14 protein-coding genes are annotated in these 16,368 nt (G+C 72.9%); 4 read left to right on the top strand and 10 right to left on the bottom strand.

Annotated elements, in window-relative coordinates; all coding sequences use genetic code 11:
- The first annotated feature begins 146 nt into the window (after nt 1–146).
- The 3 genes from AMK33_RS30360 to AMK33_RS30350 are packed head-to-tail and all read left to right on the top strand — an operon-like array spanning nt 147 to nt 3,196.
- On the top strand, nt 147–1,328 hold the full coding sequence (locus AMK33_RS30360) for an acyl-CoA dehydrogenase family protein (RefSeq protein WP_073936201.1): 1,182 nt from the start codon (nt 147–149) through the stop codon (nt 1,326–1,328).
- 47 nt (nt 1,329–1,375) lie between these two features.
- Complete coding sequence (locus AMK33_RS30355) at nt 1,376–1,807, top strand: SgcJ/EcaC family oxidoreductase (RefSeq protein WP_073936200.1); 432 nt, start codon at nt 1,376–1,378, stop codon at nt 1,805–1,807.
- A 45-nt stretch (nt 1,808–1,852) separates the two neighbouring features.
- Nucleotides 1,853–3,196 carry an FAD-dependent oxidoreductase gene (locus AMK33_RS30350; protein WP_073936199.1) on the top strand — a complete coding sequence of 448 codons (1,344 nt, stop codon included), beginning with the start codon at nt 1,853–1,855 and terminating at the stop codon, nt 3,194–3,196.
- Between the two features lie 85 nt (nt 3,197–3,281).
- On the opposite strand, the gene AMK33_RS42525 is transcribed toward AMK33_RS30350, so the two are convergent.
- Nucleotides 3,282–3,422, bottom strand: coding sequence for a hypothetical protein (locus tag AMK33_RS42525; protein WP_158075147.1), 141 nt, complete (start codon nt 3,420–3,422; stop codon nt 3,282–3,284).
- 32 nt (nt 3,423–3,454) lie between these two features.
- Here AMK33_RS42525 and AMK33_RS30345 point away from each other — a divergent pair, with 32 nt between their 5' ends.
- A complete protein-coding gene (locus AMK33_RS30345; RefSeq protein ID WP_073936198.1) occupies nt 3,455–3,832 on the top strand; it encodes a fic family toxin-antitoxin system, toxin component in 378 nt (125 codons plus the stop codon).
- A gap of 401 nt (nt 3,833–4,233) precedes the next feature.
- Here AMK33_RS30345 and AMK33_RS30340 read toward each other — a convergent pair whose 3' ends face one another.
- From AMK33_RS30340 to cysK, 9 genes are all read right to left on the bottom strand, one after another.
- Nucleotides 4,234–4,974, bottom strand: coding sequence for an alpha/beta hydrolase (locus AMK33_RS30340; protein WP_073936197.1), 741 nt, complete (start codon nt 4,972–4,974; stop codon nt 4,234–4,236).
- A gap of 232 nt (nt 4,975–5,206) precedes the next feature.
- Nucleotides 5,207–6,181, bottom strand: coding sequence for a GNAT family N-acetyltransferase (locus AMK33_RS30335; RefSeq protein ID WP_073936196.1), 975 nt, complete (start codon nt 6,179–6,181; stop codon nt 5,207–5,209).
- Nucleotides 6,182–6,389: 208 nt separating this feature from the next.
- The gene (locus tag AMK33_RS30330; RefSeq protein ID WP_073936195.1) at nt 6,390–7,973 is read right to left on the bottom strand and encodes a hypothetical protein; all 1,584 of its coding nucleotides are present in this window, start codon (nt 7,971–7,973) and stop codon (nt 6,390–6,392) included.
- A 214-nt stretch (nt 7,974–8,187) separates the two neighbouring features.
- Nucleotides 8,188–9,435: a cytochrome P450 family protein gene (locus AMK33_RS30325; protein ID WP_073936194.1), complete on the bottom strand. Its 1,248-nt coding sequence runs from the start codon at nt 9,433–9,435 to the stop codon at nt 8,188–8,190.
- Between the two features lie 29 nt (nt 9,436–9,464).
- Nucleotides 9,465–10,703: an acyl-CoA dehydrogenase family protein gene (locus AMK33_RS30320; protein ID WP_073936193.1), complete on the bottom strand. Its 1,239-nt coding sequence runs from the start codon at nt 10,701–10,703 to the stop codon at nt 9,465–9,467.
- Nucleotides 10,704–10,782: 79 nt separating this feature from the next.
- A complete protein-coding gene (locus tag AMK33_RS30315; protein WP_073936323.1) occupies nt 10,783–12,192 on the bottom strand; it encodes a condensation domain-containing protein in 1,410 nt (469 codons plus the stop codon).
- A gap of 51 nt (nt 12,193–12,243) precedes the next feature.
- Nucleotides 12,244–13,971, bottom strand: coding sequence for a non-ribosomal peptide synthetase (locus tag AMK33_RS30310; RefSeq protein WP_235618244.1), 1,728 nt, complete (start codon nt 13,969–13,971; stop codon nt 12,244–12,246).
- 196 nt (nt 13,972–14,167) lie between these two features.
- A complete protein-coding gene (locus AMK33_RS30305) occupies nt 14,168–15,400 on the bottom strand; it encodes an ATP-grasp domain-containing protein (protein ID WP_073936191.1) in 1,233 nt (410 codons plus the stop codon).
- Nucleotides 15,397–16,350, bottom strand: a complete 954-nt coding sequence (cysK, locus tag AMK33_RS30300) for a cysteine synthase A (RefSeq protein WP_079195019.1) — start codon at nt 16,348–16,350, stop codon at nt 15,397–15,399. Before cysK ends, AMK33_RS30305 begins: the two co-directional genes overlap by 4 nt.
- Between the last annotated feature and the right edge of the window lie 18 nt (nt 16,351–16,368).

Here is a 16,368-nt window from a genome sequence, read left to right as displayed (position 1 = left end):
TGGGGCCGGTCCGCGGGCGAGATGGCGAAGTCGCGGCCAGGGCGCGGGAGCGCAATCCGGAAGGTGCCCCGGCGGCCCGCCGCGGTGTGAGGTCGGGTCAGCACCGCCTGGTGGTACGACCTGTCACGTCCCGGGAGGACTACACGATGCTCACCGCCGACATCCCCACGCGTGCGCAGCTTGTCCGGCGCGCGGCCGAAGTCGCGCCGCTGCTGCGCGAGAACGCCCCGAAGGCCGAGGACGCCGGCCGGCTCCAGGACGAGACGATCGAGGCGCTGGCCGGAGCCGGCGTCTTCAAGCTGCGGGTGCCCAAGCGGTACGGCGGCTACGAGGCCGACACCCGCACCCTGGTCGACGTGGCCACCGAGCTGGCCCGCGGCGACGGGGCCGCCGCCTGGACGGCGTCGGTGTACTGGATCCCCACGTTCATGACGTGCCTGTTCCCCGACAGCGTCCAGGACGAGGTCTTCGCCACCCCCGACGTGCGCGTCTGCGGCACGCTCAGCCCGTCCGCGCAGGCCACCCCCGTGGAGGGCGGCATCGTCGTCAACGGCAGGTGGAGCTTCGTCAGCGGCGCCCCGCACGCCCACTGGCAGGAGGTCATCGCCGCGCAGGAGATGCCGCACGGCCAGCACCTGCCGCTGATGGCGCTCGTGCCCATGGACCAGCTCGAGATCGTCGACGACTGGGACACCTCCGGACTGCGCGGCACCGGCAGCGTCTCCACCGTCGCCAAGGACGTGTTCATCCCCCAGGAGCGCGTGCTGCCGCTGCCGGCCGTCCTGACCGGCCAGTACGCCTCCCGGCTCAACGCGGACACCCCGATCTACCGGGCCCCGCTGCTGCCGGTCGCCGCCGCCTCCTCGGTCGGCACCGCGGTGGGCCTGGCCCGCGCCGCCCAGGACGTCTTCTTCGAGCGGCTCCCGGACCGCACCCTGACCTACACCTGGTACGCCAAGCAGGCCGAGGCCCCCCTGACACACCTCCAGGTGTCCGAGGCGGTGCTCAAGGCGGACCAGGCCGAGTTCCACGCGCACCGCCTGGCCGACCTCGTCGACTCCAAGGGCGTCTCGGGCGAGGAGTGGACGGTGCTGGAGCGGGCCCGCGCCCGCGCCGACATGGGCGCCGCGGTCCGTCTGGCCAAGGAGGCCGTCGACATCTTCGCCTCCGCCTCCGGCGGCTCGTCCGTCTACCGGGACGTGCCGATCCAGCGGATCACCCGCGACATCCAGGCCATGAGCCTGCACGCCCTGATGAACCCGAACACCAACGCCGAGCTGTACGGCCGCATCCTGTGCGGCCAGCAGCCCAACACGCTCTACATCTGAGCCCGTTCCGCCGCCGTTCCGCGACAGAGAGCAGAGAGAGCAGACTCATGACCACGCAGACCACCACCGCCCCCGCCGTCGAGATCTCCGACGAGGACAAGGCCGCCGTCGCCTCCATCCCCCAGCGCATCGTCGAGGCGTGGGCCGCCTACGACGCCGACGCCTTCGCCGAGGTGTTCACCCCCGACGGGACCCTGATCCTGCCGGGCGTGTACGAGAAGGGCCGCGACGCCATCCGCAACTTCGCCGCCGCCGCCTTCGCGGGCCCCTACCAGGGCACCCGCGTCACCGGCACCCCGATCGACATCCGCTTCGCCAACGAGGGCGCCGGCGTGCTGATCACGCGCGGCGGCATCCTCGCGCCGGGCGAGACCGAGCCGGCGCCCGAGCGGGCCGTCCACGCGTCCTGGGTCGTCGTCAAGCGGGACGGCCGGTGGTTCCTCGGCGCCTACCAGAACAGCCCGCGGCACGCCGCGTGAGCGCGACGGTCCCCTTCACGCAAGAGGAAGAGAGAGGTGACAGCGATGGCCGGCGCACGGGGTGACCGCGCGGTGGTGCTCGGCGGCAGCATGGCGGGGCTCCTGGCCGCACGGGTGCTCGCCGATTCCTACGGCGAGGTCCTGGTCGTCGAGCGCGACGACATCGGCGGGTCCACCGCGGCGCGCAGGGGCGTGCCGCAGGGCCGGCACGTCCACGGGCTGCTCGCCCGCGGACAGCAGATCCTCGACGAGCTCTTCCCCGACTTCACCGACGAGGCCGTCGCCGCGGGCATCCCGACCGGCGACCTCGGCGAACTGCGCTGGTTCTTCGGCGGCCGGCGGCTCAGCCCCCGCGCCACCGGGCTGGTCTGCGTCTCGGCCACCCGCCCGCTGCTGGAGAGCCGGGTGCGCGCACGCGTCGCCGCACTCGGGAACATCACCTTCCTGGAGCGCCACGACATCACCGGCCTCGTCACCGACGAGGACGGCGCGAACGTGACCGGCGTACGGGTGCAGGGCCACGACGCGGACTCGACGGAGCGCACGCTCCCGGCGGATCTGGTCGTCGACGCCACCGGTCGCGCCTCCCGCACCCCGGTGTGGCTGGAGGAGCTGGGCTACGGACGCCCCGAGGAGGACCGGATCCGGATCGACCTCAGCTACACGACCCGCCTGTTCCGGCTGCGCGACGAGTCGGTCCTGGACGGCGACCTGTCGATCAACCCGGTCACCTCGCCGAGCCACCGGCGCGGGGCGTTCCTGTCCCGCATCGAGGACGGTCTGGTCGTGGTCTCGCTGACCGGCGTACTGGGCGACAGCGCACCCGCCGACCTCGACGGCTTCCTCCAGTGGACCCGGACCCTGCCGGTGACCGACATCCACGACGCGATCCACGACGCCGAACCGGTCGGCGACGGCACGGTCTTCCGGTACCCGGCCAGTGTGCGGCGCCGGTTCGAGCGGCTGTCCCGCTTCCCGGGCCACTACCTGGTGCTCGGCGACGCCGCGTGCAGCTTCAACCCGGTCTACGGCCAGGGCATGACGGTCTCCGCACTGGAGGCCCTGGTCCTGCGCGACCACCTGTCCCGGGGCGAGGTGGACCCGCTCGCCTTCTTCCAGGACATCGACGGTGTCATCGAGGTGCCGTGGCAGTTCTCCGCGGGCGCCGACCTGGGCTACCCGGAGGTGGAGGGCGTACGCACCCCCGAGTGGGAGCAGTCCGGGATGTACATGGCCAGGCTGCACACCGCCGCCGCGGTGGACGGCGAGGTGACGGCCACCTTCATGCGCGTGGCCGGCCTGGTCGACCCGCCCACCGCCCTGATGACCCCGGAGATGCAGGAACGCGTCGCCCGGGGTTTCGAGCAGGCGCAGCCGCTGCCCGCCTGAACCGCTCCCGTCCCGTTCTGACCAGCCGGCGTTTCTTCCGGCGTGACGCCGCCTACGCGGTGTTTCGCCGGGGGAAACGCTCCCCTCACCGAACGGCGGCGAGATTCGCCGACAGCACCTCGGGGAGGACGACACCAGTGGCCTGCGCGCCCGCGCGGTGGACGCCGCCGCCCACTTCCTGGCCGAACACCAGGCACTCTTCGACGAAGCCGAGGGCGTCCAGCAAACGGGAACGGCTCGGGGAGCACGCGCCGCCTGATGAACCCGCACGTCGACGTTCCCTGGATCCTGCAGGCCGCCCAGGCCGCCGGGGTGAACGACCCGGCCCCCGACGACTACGGCGTCCCGGTCTCGGCGGTCGCCCGCCACCGGGCCGGACTGTTCGAGCAGCCCGTCTACGACGGCCCCTACACCAAAGCCGCCGCCCTGGTGCACACGCTGGGCCGCTGCCGCTGGCTGGAGCGCTCCAACCTGGCCGTCGCCGCCGCCACCGGCGTGATGTACCTCGAGGCCGCCGGGATCACCGTCAAACCCGCCCGCGAGGACGCCCTCGCCCTCAAGGACCTGCTCCTGGACCCGGCCTGCACCGCCGGGAAGATCGCCACCCTGCTGCGCAGCTGGCCCACCACCACCTGAAGGGGTCCGTCATCCTGGACATGTTCGACGGCACGGGGACAGGGCTCACCGGCCCGACCGCGTGCACGGTGGCCCGATACGCCCGGCGACGAGGGGCGGGGCGGGAACCGGTGACACCTCCGGAAGCAAACGCTGGAGCAGCAGGTCGATCTCCTGGCGGAGCTTCCTGCCGGCCAGTCCCTGATCAGGTGCGATCAGTGCTCTCAGCTCGCCGCGCTGCCGGTCGTACGCGAAAGCCGAGAGTGGCTTTGTTCACGGAGAACCTTCAGGCGGCACGGGCCCCTGCCGAGAGTTCGGCAGGGGCCCGCGGTGCGGAGAGCCGCGGAGAGGGGAGTTTTCCTCGATGAGCGGCATGCCGGCCGACGCCGCTCACCGTCCGCTGCCGGTCCGACGGCCCGGCCTCACATCAGATGTCGGGTGAAGAACCGGGCCGCGGCGTCTCCCGCGAACTGCGGGACGCCGGTGTGCCCACCCATGTTGGCGTACAGGGACTTCTCCTTGGAGCCGAAGGCGTCGAACAGGTCCAGGGCCGCCTGCCTGTCGTTCCCCTCGTCGTCCCACTGCAGCAGGACGTGCAGGGGAACGGTGACCCGGCGGGCCTCCTCGAACATGACGCGGGGCACGAGACTCCCGGCGAAGAGACCGGCGGCCACGATGCGCGGCTCGACCACCGCCAGCCGGACGCCGACGGAGATCACTCCCCCCGAGTACCCGACCGGGCCGCCGATCTCGGGCAGCGACAGGAGGACGTCCAGGACGGCCTGCCATTCCGGGACCGCCTTGTCGACGAGCGGGAGGACGAGGGCGTCGACGATCTCGTCGCTGACCGGCTCGCCGGCCTCCAGCACCCGGCGCAGGTCGGCGCGGGCCTGCTCGGCGGCGGGCCAACGGGGCCGGTCACCGCTTCCGGGGAGCTCGATGGTGGCCGTGGCGAAGCCCTCCGCCGCGGAGTGCCGGGCCCGGTCCACCAGGCGGGGGTACATCTTGCGCAGTCCGAGGGGAGGGTGGCCGAGCAGGATCAGCGGCACCGGTGCGGACGCGGAAGCGGATCCGGGCGTCCACAGGATGCCGGGGATCTCACCGAGGGTGAACTCGCGTTCGAGGACGCCGTCGTCGAGGCGCCGCTCGGAAGTGAATCGCATGGTCGTGCCTTTCGGGAGTGCACTGGAACGGCGCTCCCGGACGACCTATCGCCCGACCGCGACCCCGGAGGGGAGCACCCATGTCGATACTGCGTTCACGGGTACCACCTCCTCGATCTCTCGCACGGCCTCCGGAAACGTAGCAGTGGCCACCTCGTCCGCCCAACGGGTTTTCGCGGAGTCTCCTGATCCGTGGTGAAGGTGGTTCCGGAAGCCGGGTACGGCGGTGGGCTCAGCGCCAGTCGTCGATCACGTAGGCGTCCGGGTGGCTGTAGCCGGGTTCGTTGGGCTTGTGCATGGTCACGCCTTGCAGCCAGGTACGGAAACCGCGGTCGACCATGCGCCGGTAGGCGTCCTGGCGGGCCAGGTTCGTTCCGGCGTCCAGTTGCCCCAGTCCCTTCTCGGCGGCCAGCTGCTCGCACGCGTCCAGCAGTCGTTCGAACCGGTCCGCGGCGTCCGGGCCGGGGCGTACGGCGCCGAATTTGACGAAGCACACGTCCTCACCGGCCTCCGACCCCGCTCCGCAGTGGCAGACGGCCAGACCGTCGAGGTCGGAGTCGGCGCCCTCGAGGAGGACGGTGTCACCGAGCCCCTGCGCCTGTGCGGCCGTGATCTCGCGCTCCAGGCTCAGGCCCTCGTACACGGCCCCCGTCAGTGCGCGACTGAGGCGCAGTGCGTCGGTCCGCTCAGCGGCGGTCAGCTCGCCGTACAGCACTCGGCCGGGGACCGCGGCACTGACGGCGACCTGTTTCTTCATGATGGCTGTGAGGAATCGGGGCCAGAAACCGTACCGGCGGTAGAGCTCGAGGTGCTTGGGACTGTGCGAGAAGGTGAACAGGCCGAGGTGGCGGTTCTCCCAGGCGTCGAAGCAGGCCATGACCGGTTCCATGAGGCGCCTGCCGATGCCCTGGTCCCACAGATCCGGACGTACGGTCAGCGGGCCGAAGAACCCGACGCTGCCCCAGTCGGCGGCGAAGTTCGATCCGACGACCTCACCCTCGACGGTCGCTGCGAAGGCCGCGTGCGGATCTGCCGCCCAGCGGGTGTGGACATAGTCGGCGGTCCCGAAGAACGTCTCCGGCTCAGGGGCCCCGAGGAAGGTCCCGAAGGCGACCCTGAAGATCTCGTCGGCCCGGTCCAGGTCCGGCTCGACCAGCGGGCGGACCGACACCGGGGCGGCGACACTCGTTCGCTTCGCTGCGGACATGATCGCTCTCCTTTCCACCCCCCGGTTCCATCGCACCACGGACGCGCGCCGCGGGCGAAGCGACAGGTCCGCCGGCACCTCGAGGACCGAACGGCCGCGTTCCCCGACGACCGGGGGGCCGTCTTCCCGCCGGTCGACGACCCGCCGGACCTCCGTCCGCCGGGGTCGTCGTCGTAGCCTCTGCGAGCCGTTCTTCTTGAGGGCGCGGCTAGAGAAGGGGGCAGGTGAGAGGCAGGACGCGTTCGGTCAGGCGGCCGGTGAGGCGGGTGTCGGTGAGGGTGGGGTCGGTGAGCCAGTCCGCCGTGGTCAGGCGGTCGGTCAGGGCCTGGAGTTCGTCGAGGTCGACCGGGACCCGGGTGGTGAGGATGTCCAGGGGGATGCCCTGGCCGTCGGGGCCGAGGCGGCCCGAGGCGTCGGCCTGGGTGGCCAGTGTCAGGGCGAGCAGTCGGGGGCCGGCGGGGGCCCTGGTCTTGCGGAGCTTCTTGTCCGTCACGACCCGCTGGGCCCAGCCGGAGAGCTTGGGCCGCATCTTCCTGCCGAACGTGAACGGGCCCGTCCCGTCCTCGGGGGGCACCAGGGAGGGGACGGTGATCGGGGTGGGGTTCTCCGGCCGGGAGGCGAGCAGGTCGTCGACGGTGCCGGGGAGGGACAGCCAGCCGCAGCCGGTCAGCTTCTCGACCAGGTCCTGCGGGTCGGTCAGGCCCAGCGCGTTGACGTCCTGGCCGACGAGGTTGCCGGTGCCGGTGTGCGCGGTGCGCAGGGTCAGCATCAGCACCAGCAGCCGTGCCTCCGGTCCGGGCAGCGGGGCGTGGTCGGCCACGTGCGCGAGGACGGAGCGCACGTGCTCCCACTGCGTCGGTACGGTCAGCAGCCGCGTCACGGCCGGCCCGTCGCCGTACGCGACGCCGCCGGTGCGCTGCTGGTGCTGGCGGCGGATGGTGGCGGCGGCCTGCTCGGCGCGCCGGGCCTCCTCCCGCAGGTCGTCGTCGCCGGTGACACCGGCCCAGGTGGTGAAGGCGCGGGCCTTGCGTTCCTGGAGGTCGGCGAGGAGCGCCAGGTCGGGCTGCTCGCGCCGCTGGTAGGCGCGGAAGAGGTCGCCGAGTTCGATGAGTTCGTCCCGCAGGACGTCGGGCTGCAGGTCGTGCGGGACGACCCGCTGGGCGATCTTCGCCTGCCGTGGGCGGCGCCGTGCGGGTACGGAGCGGGGGGTCGGGGCCCTCGTCCCGACGGAGGGCTGGTGGTCGGAGAACCGCGGCACGCCCACGCCCGCACCCGCGGCTGCGGGGGCCTGGTGGTCGGAGAGCCGCGGCACGCCCACCCCCGTGGTCGCGGGGGCCGGGCGTCCGGTGGTCTGCGGGCCGTCGGGCGTCCGGGAGGTGCCTACGGTCTTCGCTCCGGGGGTGGCGGCCGCGCACCGCGAACAGCACTCCATCGCCTGCCACCGGCGCCCTTCCCGGTCGGCGAGGACCGCGAGGACGACCGGGCCGCCGCATCGCCAGGGTTCGCCGCGCGCGGGGCGGCCGGTGTCGGGCAGATGGGTGCGGCAGCTCTCGGCCCGGCACGCGCAGTACGCCTCGGCCCTGGGCGCGGGGACGGCGCGCAGGTGGGCCTTGAGGTGGGCGACCGCGGCCGCGCGGCCGGCGGCCGTGGACGGCAGACGCTGTTCGGCACAGGCGGGCCGGCTGCACGTGACGCGCACGGCCGTACTGCCCCGGCCGACGGCGTCCAGACGCACCGTCCACCAGCGCCCCGGCACCCGCTCACCCAGCTCACCCACCGCGGCCTGCGTCATCCCGCTCTCCCTCCCGTTGTGTCCCCGATACCCACCGCCTGCCCGCGAAGACGGAGCGGCGTCACCTGGTCAACGCCCGGGGAGCGGAGGCGGTTTCTCTACGGGGCGTGGCAGTTCGGGTCGGCACCACGAGGGGAGCGTTTCTCCCGGCAGAACACCGCGCAGGCGGCGTCATGCCGGGAGAAACGCTCCCCTCACCGGACGGTCGGCGTGCTCAGGAGCCGGTGGTGACCAGCGCCGGGACCGTCAGGCGGACCGGCAGGCTGCGGTGGCCGTTCATGATGAAGGTCGGCAGGGGCTGGAGTTCCTCCCGGGGGACGGCGAGCGACAGGTCGGGGAAGCGGGCGAAGAGGCGGGACAGGCCGGTGCGGGCGACCAGGCGGGCCACGCCCACGCCGAGGCAGTAGTGGGGACCGAACCCGAAGGACAGGTGTTCCTTGTCCGGCCGGGTGAGGTCGAAGGAGCCGGGGGCGTCCGGGTGCAGCCGTGGGTCGCGGCCCACGGCGCTGTAGTTGACCAGGATCGGGTCGCCCTTGGGGATGGTGACGCCGTCGAGCTCGATGTCCTCGACGGCGTAGCGCAGCGGCAGGTGGGCCAGGGGCGACTCCACGCGCAGCGTCTCGTCGATCACGTCGTCCCAGGTGGCCTGCCCGGAGCGGACCAGCTCGAGCTGCGTGGGGTCCGACAGCAGCGCGGTGATGGCGTTGTCGAAGAAGTTGATGGTGGTCTCGGAGCCGGCGCCGAGGATCGCGAAGATGGTGTCGGTCAGCTCCTCCTCGGTCAGCCGCGAACCGTCCTCGTCGCGGGCGGCCACCAGGTCGCTGGTGATGTCCTCGCCGGGCTCGCGCCGCTTGTCGGCGATCAGGTCCGCCATCGCGCCGCGCCAGCCGGCGAGCACGGCCTGGGCCTGCTCGGGGGTGATGGTGGTGTCCACCATGGCGTCGATGACCTTGGCGGTCTTGGCGCGGGCCTCCTCGGGCATGCCGATCAGGTCGGCGACCAGGCGCGCGGGCAGCGGGTAGGCGAACCGCTCGCGCAGGTCCACCACGTCGCCGGGCGCGGTCTGCGCCAGGCCGTCGAGGAGCTGGTCGGTGAGTTCCTCCACGCGCGGGCGGAACGCCTCGGTGCGGCGCGGGCTGAACGCCTTGCCGGTCAGCTTGCGCAGCCGGACGTGGTCCTTGCCGTAGGCGGTGACCATGTTGTCCATGGCCACCCAGCTGATCAGCTCCCAGTCGGGCCGTATCTCACCGTTCTGGAAGGCGGGCCAGTGGTTGCGGGCGCTCTTGGTGACCCGGGGGTCGCCGAGCACCCTCTTGATGACGTCGTGGCCGTTCAGCGACCAGGCGAGGACGCCTCCGGGCAGTTCCACCGGGACCGCGGGCCCCTGGTCCCGCAGGACGGCGGCTTCGCCGTGGATGTCACGCCCGGTGGTGTCGAGGGCGAAGGGGCAGCCTTGCTCCATGGGATTTTCCCTGTCTGCAGAAGGGGCGGTCACTGTCCGGTGCCGAAGTGCGCGCGGGCCAGTTCCCGGCCGGCGTGCGAGGCGAGGAAGACGCCGTTGCCGGCGTGGCTGTGCAGCATCGACAGGTCGCGCCAGACCCGTTCGACGCGCTCCCCCGCGCGTACGGAGCTGGAACCCGCCGTCGGGAAGAGCTGGCCCTCGACGGCCCTCCAGCACAGGCGGACCACCTCACGGCTGATGGTGGCCAGCCGCAGCTCCTCCTCGCGGGTGAAGGCCGCGGCGTCCTTGAGGCAGAGCTGCTCCCACTGGCGTACGGCCTCGGTCATCGCCGCGTCCGCGGTGGCGATCATGCCGGTGGCCTCGCCGAAGCGGAACTGGAAGTCCGGGTCCTCGGTGCGCGGGACGATCGGGAAGAACGTGGTGGTACGGGTGCGCATCAGCTCCTCGTACGCGTCCAGGGCGCCCTGGGCCATGCCGACGGCCAGCGCGCCGAGTTCGAGCAGCATGAAGCTGAGCGGTCCGCCGCCGTACTCGGGGCCGTGCAGGGTGCGTCCCGGCAGTTCGTCGGTGACCGGGATCTGGCTGAGGTGGCCGGGCAGGGTGCGGTGGGCGGGGACGCGGGCGCCCTGGATGCGGATGCTGTGCGAGCCGCTGCCCTTGAGGCCGAGCTGGTCGCCCCAGTCGTCCAGACGCTCGAACTGCGACCGTTCGGCGATGAACAGCATCGGTGCGGGCGGCCCGTCGGGGTCGTCGAAGACGAGGGTGTGGCCGATGAAGTGGGTGGCGTAGGGGGCGCCCGAGCAGTAGTTCCAGACGCCGTCCAGCAGCCAGGAGCCGTCCTCGGCGCGGGTCGCGCTGCCGGCGGGGGCGACCGTGGCCGGGCAGACGAAGTCGCCGCCGGCGAACAGCTCGGCCTGGGTGCGCTCGTCGAACAGGGTCGCGGCGACCAGGGCGTGGGCGGCGCCGAACAGGTACATCCAGCCGGTCGACGGGCAGCCGCGGGCCAGGGTCGTGGCGACCTTCATGAACGTCGCCGGACCGAACTCGTAGCCGCCGTACCGGCGCGGGACCAGGATGCGGTAGAAGCCGGCGCGGGTGAACGCCTCGTGGGTGTCCTCGGCGTAGTGGCCGCGCCGCTCCGTCTCGGCCTGCCGGGCGGGCAGGCCGGCCGCCAGTTCCTCGGCGCGGGCGACGATCTCGTCCGGGGTGAGGTCCGGCTCCGGCACGGCCGCGCGCGGGGCGAACGTCTCGGGCAGGGTGGAAGTCATCGGGATCGGTCCTCTTGCGTCGAAGTCGGAGTCGAAATCGAAGTCGGAGTCGGAGGGGTCGCCTGCGGGGCCGTCGCGGTCACAGCTTCGCCAGCGGCGTCTGCGGGGCGCCGCTCAGGACCGTGAGCAGGTGCCGGAACTGCTCCACCAGTTCGCGGGCGGTGCGCTCGTCGAAGCGGTTGTGGTCGAACTTCAGGCTGCCCGCGAGCTCGCCGCCGGGCAGGACGTCCATGGCCCACAGGCCGCCGTCCGGGATGGCCGAGCTGACCTGCTGCGACAGGGTGCGGCGCCGGATCTCGGTGAAGCGGGGGCCTTCCGTCCCCTTGCCGTCCTTGCCGTCCCCGCCGTCCTCGCCGTCGAGCGGGAAGGCCGACTGGAGCACCTCGAAGGCGACGACGGCGAGGAATCCGTCGGCGAACGGGGCGAGCAGGGCCGGGCTGTCCTCGGCGATGCGGGCGAAGGGGATCTCGTTGCGGTAGGCGCCCACGCAGGCCGCGCGGGAGCGGTCCAGCACGTCGGCGAGGGTGGTGCAGTCGCCGGTGTCGATACGAATCGGCACGAAGTTGAAGAACGGGCCGACCGAGTCCGCGAACCGCTCCTCGTAGCGGCCGGAGGAGAAGGTCGGGAAGACGACGTCGGTGGTACCGGTGCGCCGGCGCAGCAGCACGCTGTAGGCGGCGGCCAGCACCATGAAGGGGGTGCAGCGCTCGGCGCGGGCGAACTCCACGACCTTCTTGGACAGTTCGGTGTCGAAGACGAAGCGGTGCACGCCGTACGCGCTCGGCAGGTCCGCCTGGGCCGGGCGGTCGGAGGTGATGCCGGTGATCTCGGCTCCGGCGAGACGCTCGCGCCAGTAGGCGCGGGCCTGGTCGATACGGCTGCTGTCGGCGTTCTCCTGCTGGTAGCGGGCGAACTCCCGGTACTGGGCCACCTCGCCGAGGTCGGCCGTGGCGCCGGCCGCGCGGGCGCGGTAGGCGGCCACCAGGTCGCGCATCAGGACCTGGAGGGACCAGGCGTCGGTGGACGTGTGGTGGGTGGCGAGCACGAGGACGGCGTCGGTGGTGTCGAAGCGGCCCAGGAAGGCCCGCAGGTGGGGCAGTTCGCGCACCGGGTACGGGGCGGCGTCGAGGTCGTTCAGGAACTCCTCGGCGCGCACGTCGCGGGGGGTGTCGTCCGCATCGGGCAGGTCGGTGACCTCCAGGGCGACCGGCGCGGGCGGGTGGACGACCTGGTGGCCGCCCTCGTCGTCGCCGACCACGGCGGTGCGCAGCACCTCGTGCCGTTCGACCACGTCGTCGAGGGCACGCTGCAAGGCGTCGGTGTCGACGGCGCCGGTGACGCGCCAGCCGCACACCAGGGTGTGCCGGTGGCCGAAGGCGCCGTCCGTCTCGCCCTTGTCGAAGGCGCGCAGGAACTGCTGGTTGTACGACAGCGGGATCCGCTGGGCGGTGCCGTCGTCGGTCTGCGGCGCTGCGGTGGTGATGCTCAAGGTGACCAATCCTTTTCCCGGTCGTGGACGACCGCGTCGTGCCCGGTGGGCCTAGAGGGGGGCGGGTGAGAGGTCCCGCAGCAGGGTTTCGAGTTCGGCGACGGTCGGGTGGCTGAGGATGTCCGCGGCGGACACCTCGACGCCCAGTTCGGCCCCGATGCGGCCGGCCAGCCGGATCGCCTGGAGGGACTCGCCGCCCAGCTCGAAGAAGCTGTCGTGGGGGCCGACCGCGTCGAGGCCGAGCGCACGGGCGAACAGGTCGCACAGCAGCCGCCGGCCGGGCGTGAGCTCGTCGGTCTCCGGCACCGGCGCCGGTGCGGGCCGCTCGGGCGCGGGCAGCGCGGCGCGGTCCAGCTTGCCGTTGGGCGTCAGGGGCAGGGCGTCGAGTACGACGAAGGCGGCGGGCACCATGTAGTCGGGCAGCAGGGCGGCGACCGCGGCGCGCAGACCGTCGGGACCGGTGCCGTCAGAGCGGCCGCCGGGTACGACGTAGGCGACGAGCCGCTTGTCATCGCCGGCGCCGTCGTCCCGGACGACGACGGCGACGTCGGCCACGCCGTCCTGGCGGGCCAGTACGTGCTCCACCTCGCCCGGCTCCACGAGGTAGCCGCGGATCTTGACCTGGTCGCCGACGCGCCCGGCGAACTCCAACTGCCCGTCGGCGGTGCGCCGCATGAGGTCGCCGGTGCGGTACATGCGCGTACCGGCGGGGTCGGTGACGAAGCGGTCCTCCGTCAGGGCGGTGTCGTGGTGGTAGCCGCGGGCCAGCCGGTCGCCGGCGACGTACAGTTCGCCGGTCTCCCCGTCGGGCACGGGGACGAGGCCGGGCCCGAGGAGCCGGAACTCCATCCCGTCCATCGGCCGGCCCACGGGGACCGGGCCGTCCGGCGGGCAGGCGGCGGTCATCGTCGCGTGCGCCGCGAAGGCGGTGAGCTCGGTGGCGCCGTACATGGCCCGTACGACGGTGTCCGGGCAGGTGTCCAGCACCCGCCGTACGGCCGTCGGGGCGATGACGTCGCCGCCGGTGAGCACCTCCTGGACCGGGGCGAAGATGTCGGGGGCCTCCTGGGCGAAGACGCGGAAGAGCCCGGCCGTCACGTGCAGGGCGGTGATGGACTCGTCGGCGAGGAGCCGGCGGACGGTGGCCACGTCGGGCTCGCCCGGCGGGGCCAGGACGACACGGCCGCCGCGCAGCAGCGGCACCCAGATCTCGTACGTGGAGACACCGAAGGCGTAAGGAGCCAGGGACAGGATCCGCCGGTGCGCCTCGGACCAGGAGGAGTCGGCGGTGAACGCGAGCACACCGCGGTGGGTGACCTCCACGCCCTTGGGCGCACCGGTGGAACCCGAGGTGTGGATGACGTAGGCCACGGCGTCGGGGTCGCACGCGATGCCCGGGTCGGTGGCGGGCGCGGCGGCCACCGCCGGGTCGGTGGCGGGCTCGACGACGGGGCCGGCCTGCGGCAGTCCGCGCGAGCGCAGCGCGGCGTCGGTCAGCAGTACGGGCGCCCCGGCGCGGTCGGTGATCTGCTGCATCCGGGCGAGCGGGTAGGCGCTGTGCAGGGGCAGGTAGGCGGCGCCGGCCTTCACCACGGCCAGCAGGGCGACGACGACCTCGGGCGAGCGTTCCATCAACACGGCGACCGGGTCGCCCGGACGCACGCCGAGGCCGATCAGCCGGTGCGCGAGCCGGTTGGCGCGCTCGTCCAGCTGACGGTAGGTCAGAGTGGTGCCGCCCAGGGGCGCCGAGACGGCCACGGCGTCCGGTGTCGAGCTCACCTGCGCGGCGAATCGCTGCTGAATCGATGTGCTGACCAAGGCGTTGTCCCATCCGATCGGCCCTCCGGGCGGCGGACCCCCGCCGTGCCCCCGGCTCTGCCGGAACGGTCACACAGCGGTACGGGACGCGGCATCTCCTGGATTGCCGCGCCCCGCACCGGCGCGCACGACGCGCGTACTTGGTCAGGTCGGCGGCTCAGCCGATGTCGAGTCCGGCGGTGAACCAGGCCTCGGCGGCCCGGATACGGGCCTCGCACTCGGCCCGGTCCGCGCCCGCGATCACGAAGGCGACGAGGAAGTCCCCGGAGTGCGAGGCCTCGGGCACCCGCTCCCCGACCTGCGCGTACGTCGTGTACTTCAGGACGCCCGGCGGCAGGGTCGCCGGGTCGGGCAGGGCGCGCAGCACGCCCGGCCGCTTGGTGAACAGCAACTGCCCGGCGATCTGCCCGGGGTCCGCCCGGCCCTCGTGGTCCACGGGCAGGCCCAGCTGGCGGCGCACCGGGTACTCCATGGGGTCGAAGCCGAACAGGGCGCGCTGGACGTCGCGCACCCCGGCCCCGCCCGCGCGTGAGGCGGCCTCGCACAGGACGAGCTCGTCGTCGTCGGTGTGGAACACCTCGATGTGGAAGGCGAAGTGCTCGGGTCCGCCGAAGGCGGCGAGGATCCGCTCGCCGAACTCGGTGAGCCTGCGGGTGAGCGGATCGGCGACGTCGAGGGCGATGTCGACCCGGCCCGCGCGGTCGCGGAAGTTCGCCAGCGCGTACAGGTAGCGGGAGGGCCACAGGGTGGCGATCCGCCCGTCCAGGACGGTGCCGTCGATGTGGCACATGGAGCCCTCGACGAACGTCTCGGCCAGCCACTGCGGCTCGCCGTCCGGACCGGTCAGCTCGGCGGTGTCGAGCCACGCGGCCAGTTCCTCGTCCGTACGCAGGACGGCCACGCCGACGGACAGGGCGCCGCGGCGCGGTTTGACCACCACGGGCAGTCCGTGGCGGCCGGCGAAGGCGGTGAGGTCGGCGGCCGTGTGCAGCAGGGCGTGGTCGGCGACCTTGATGCCGGCCCGTACGGCGGCCTGCTTCATCTCCCACTTGTCGCGGTAGACGAGCGCGGTGTCCGGCCGCTGGCCGGGGAGTCCGTAGCGTTCGCGCAGCGCGGCGGCGCGCTCGATGTCGAACTCCTGGCAGGCCACGAGGTCCGTGACGCCGAACTCCTCGATGAGCTCGGCGGCCCGTTCCGCGACGCGGTCACTGGTGTCGTAGTCGGGCAGCACCTCGGCGTGCAGGTAGGGCGCGGCGGTGGGCAACTCCTCGCCGAACAAGGCGAGTTGCTCGGCCGAGCCGAGCAGGACGATCTTCTCGTCCCGGCCGGCGAGCCAGTGTTCGTAGGGGTTGGCCCGCAGGGAGCCGCGGTGCAGGACCAGGGTGGTCATGAGGGGGACCCTTCGGTGAAGATGCTGACGTAGCGCTCGCCGGTGTCGGGCAGGATCGTGACGACGGACTTGCCCGCGGACTCGGGCCGCCGTGCGAGGAGGGCCGCCGCGTACACGGCGGCGCCGGAGGAGACTCCCGCGAACAGGCCCTGTTCACGCACCAGGGCGAGGGCGGTGTCGAGGGCGGCCTCGTCCGGGCAGGTGATCACCTCGTCGATGAGGTCGACGTCGGTGGTGGGCGACACGAAGCCGCCGTTGAGACCGGGGATGCGGTGGGTGCCGGCGTACCCCCGGGACAGCACCGGGGAGTTCTCCGGTTCGACGGCGACGATCTTGAGGTCGGGGTTGCGTTCGCGCAGGTGGCGTCCGGCTCCGGTGAGGGTGCCGCCGGTGCCGACGCCCGCGACGAGCACGTCGACGCGGCCGCCGGTGTCGGCCCAGATCTCCGGTCCGGTGCTCTCGTAGTGGGCGCGGACGTTGTCGGGGTTCTCGTGCTGGCGCACGTACCAGGAGCGGGGGGTCGCGGCCTGGATCTCCTCCGCCTTGGCGATGGCCCCCGCGAACCGCTCGGCGCTGGGCGTCTGCACGACCTCGGCGCCCAGCGCGTTCAGCAGGCCGATCCGCTCGGGGGTGGCGCTGTCGGGCAGGACGACGATGCAGCGATAGCCGCGCCTGGCGGCCATGGCCGCGAGCGCGATACCGGTGTTGCCCGAGGTGGACTCCACCACGGTGCCGCCGGGGGCGAGGTCGCCGCGCTCCTCGGCACCGCGCAGCATCGCCAGGGCGGCACGGTCCTTGCTGCTGGCGAAGGGGTTGGCGGACTCCAGCTTGGCGAGCACCTCGGCGCCGGGCGCGGCCCCTGCGACGGCGAGACGGACCAGGGGGGTGTGGCCGATGAGCTCTTCGAGCCCGGCGGCGATGTTGCGTTCGGTACGGACGGCGGTGGTCACGGCAGTCTCCAGGAGAGG

This window comes from Streptomyces sp. CB02400, assembly GCF_001905725.1.
GTDB classification, from domain to species: Bacteria; Actinomycetota; Actinomycetes; order Streptomycetales; family Streptomycetaceae; genus Streptomyces; species Streptomyces atrovirens.
Note: the sequence above shows the minus strand (reverse complement) of the source record. Positions and strands in the feature narration are given on the sequence as shown.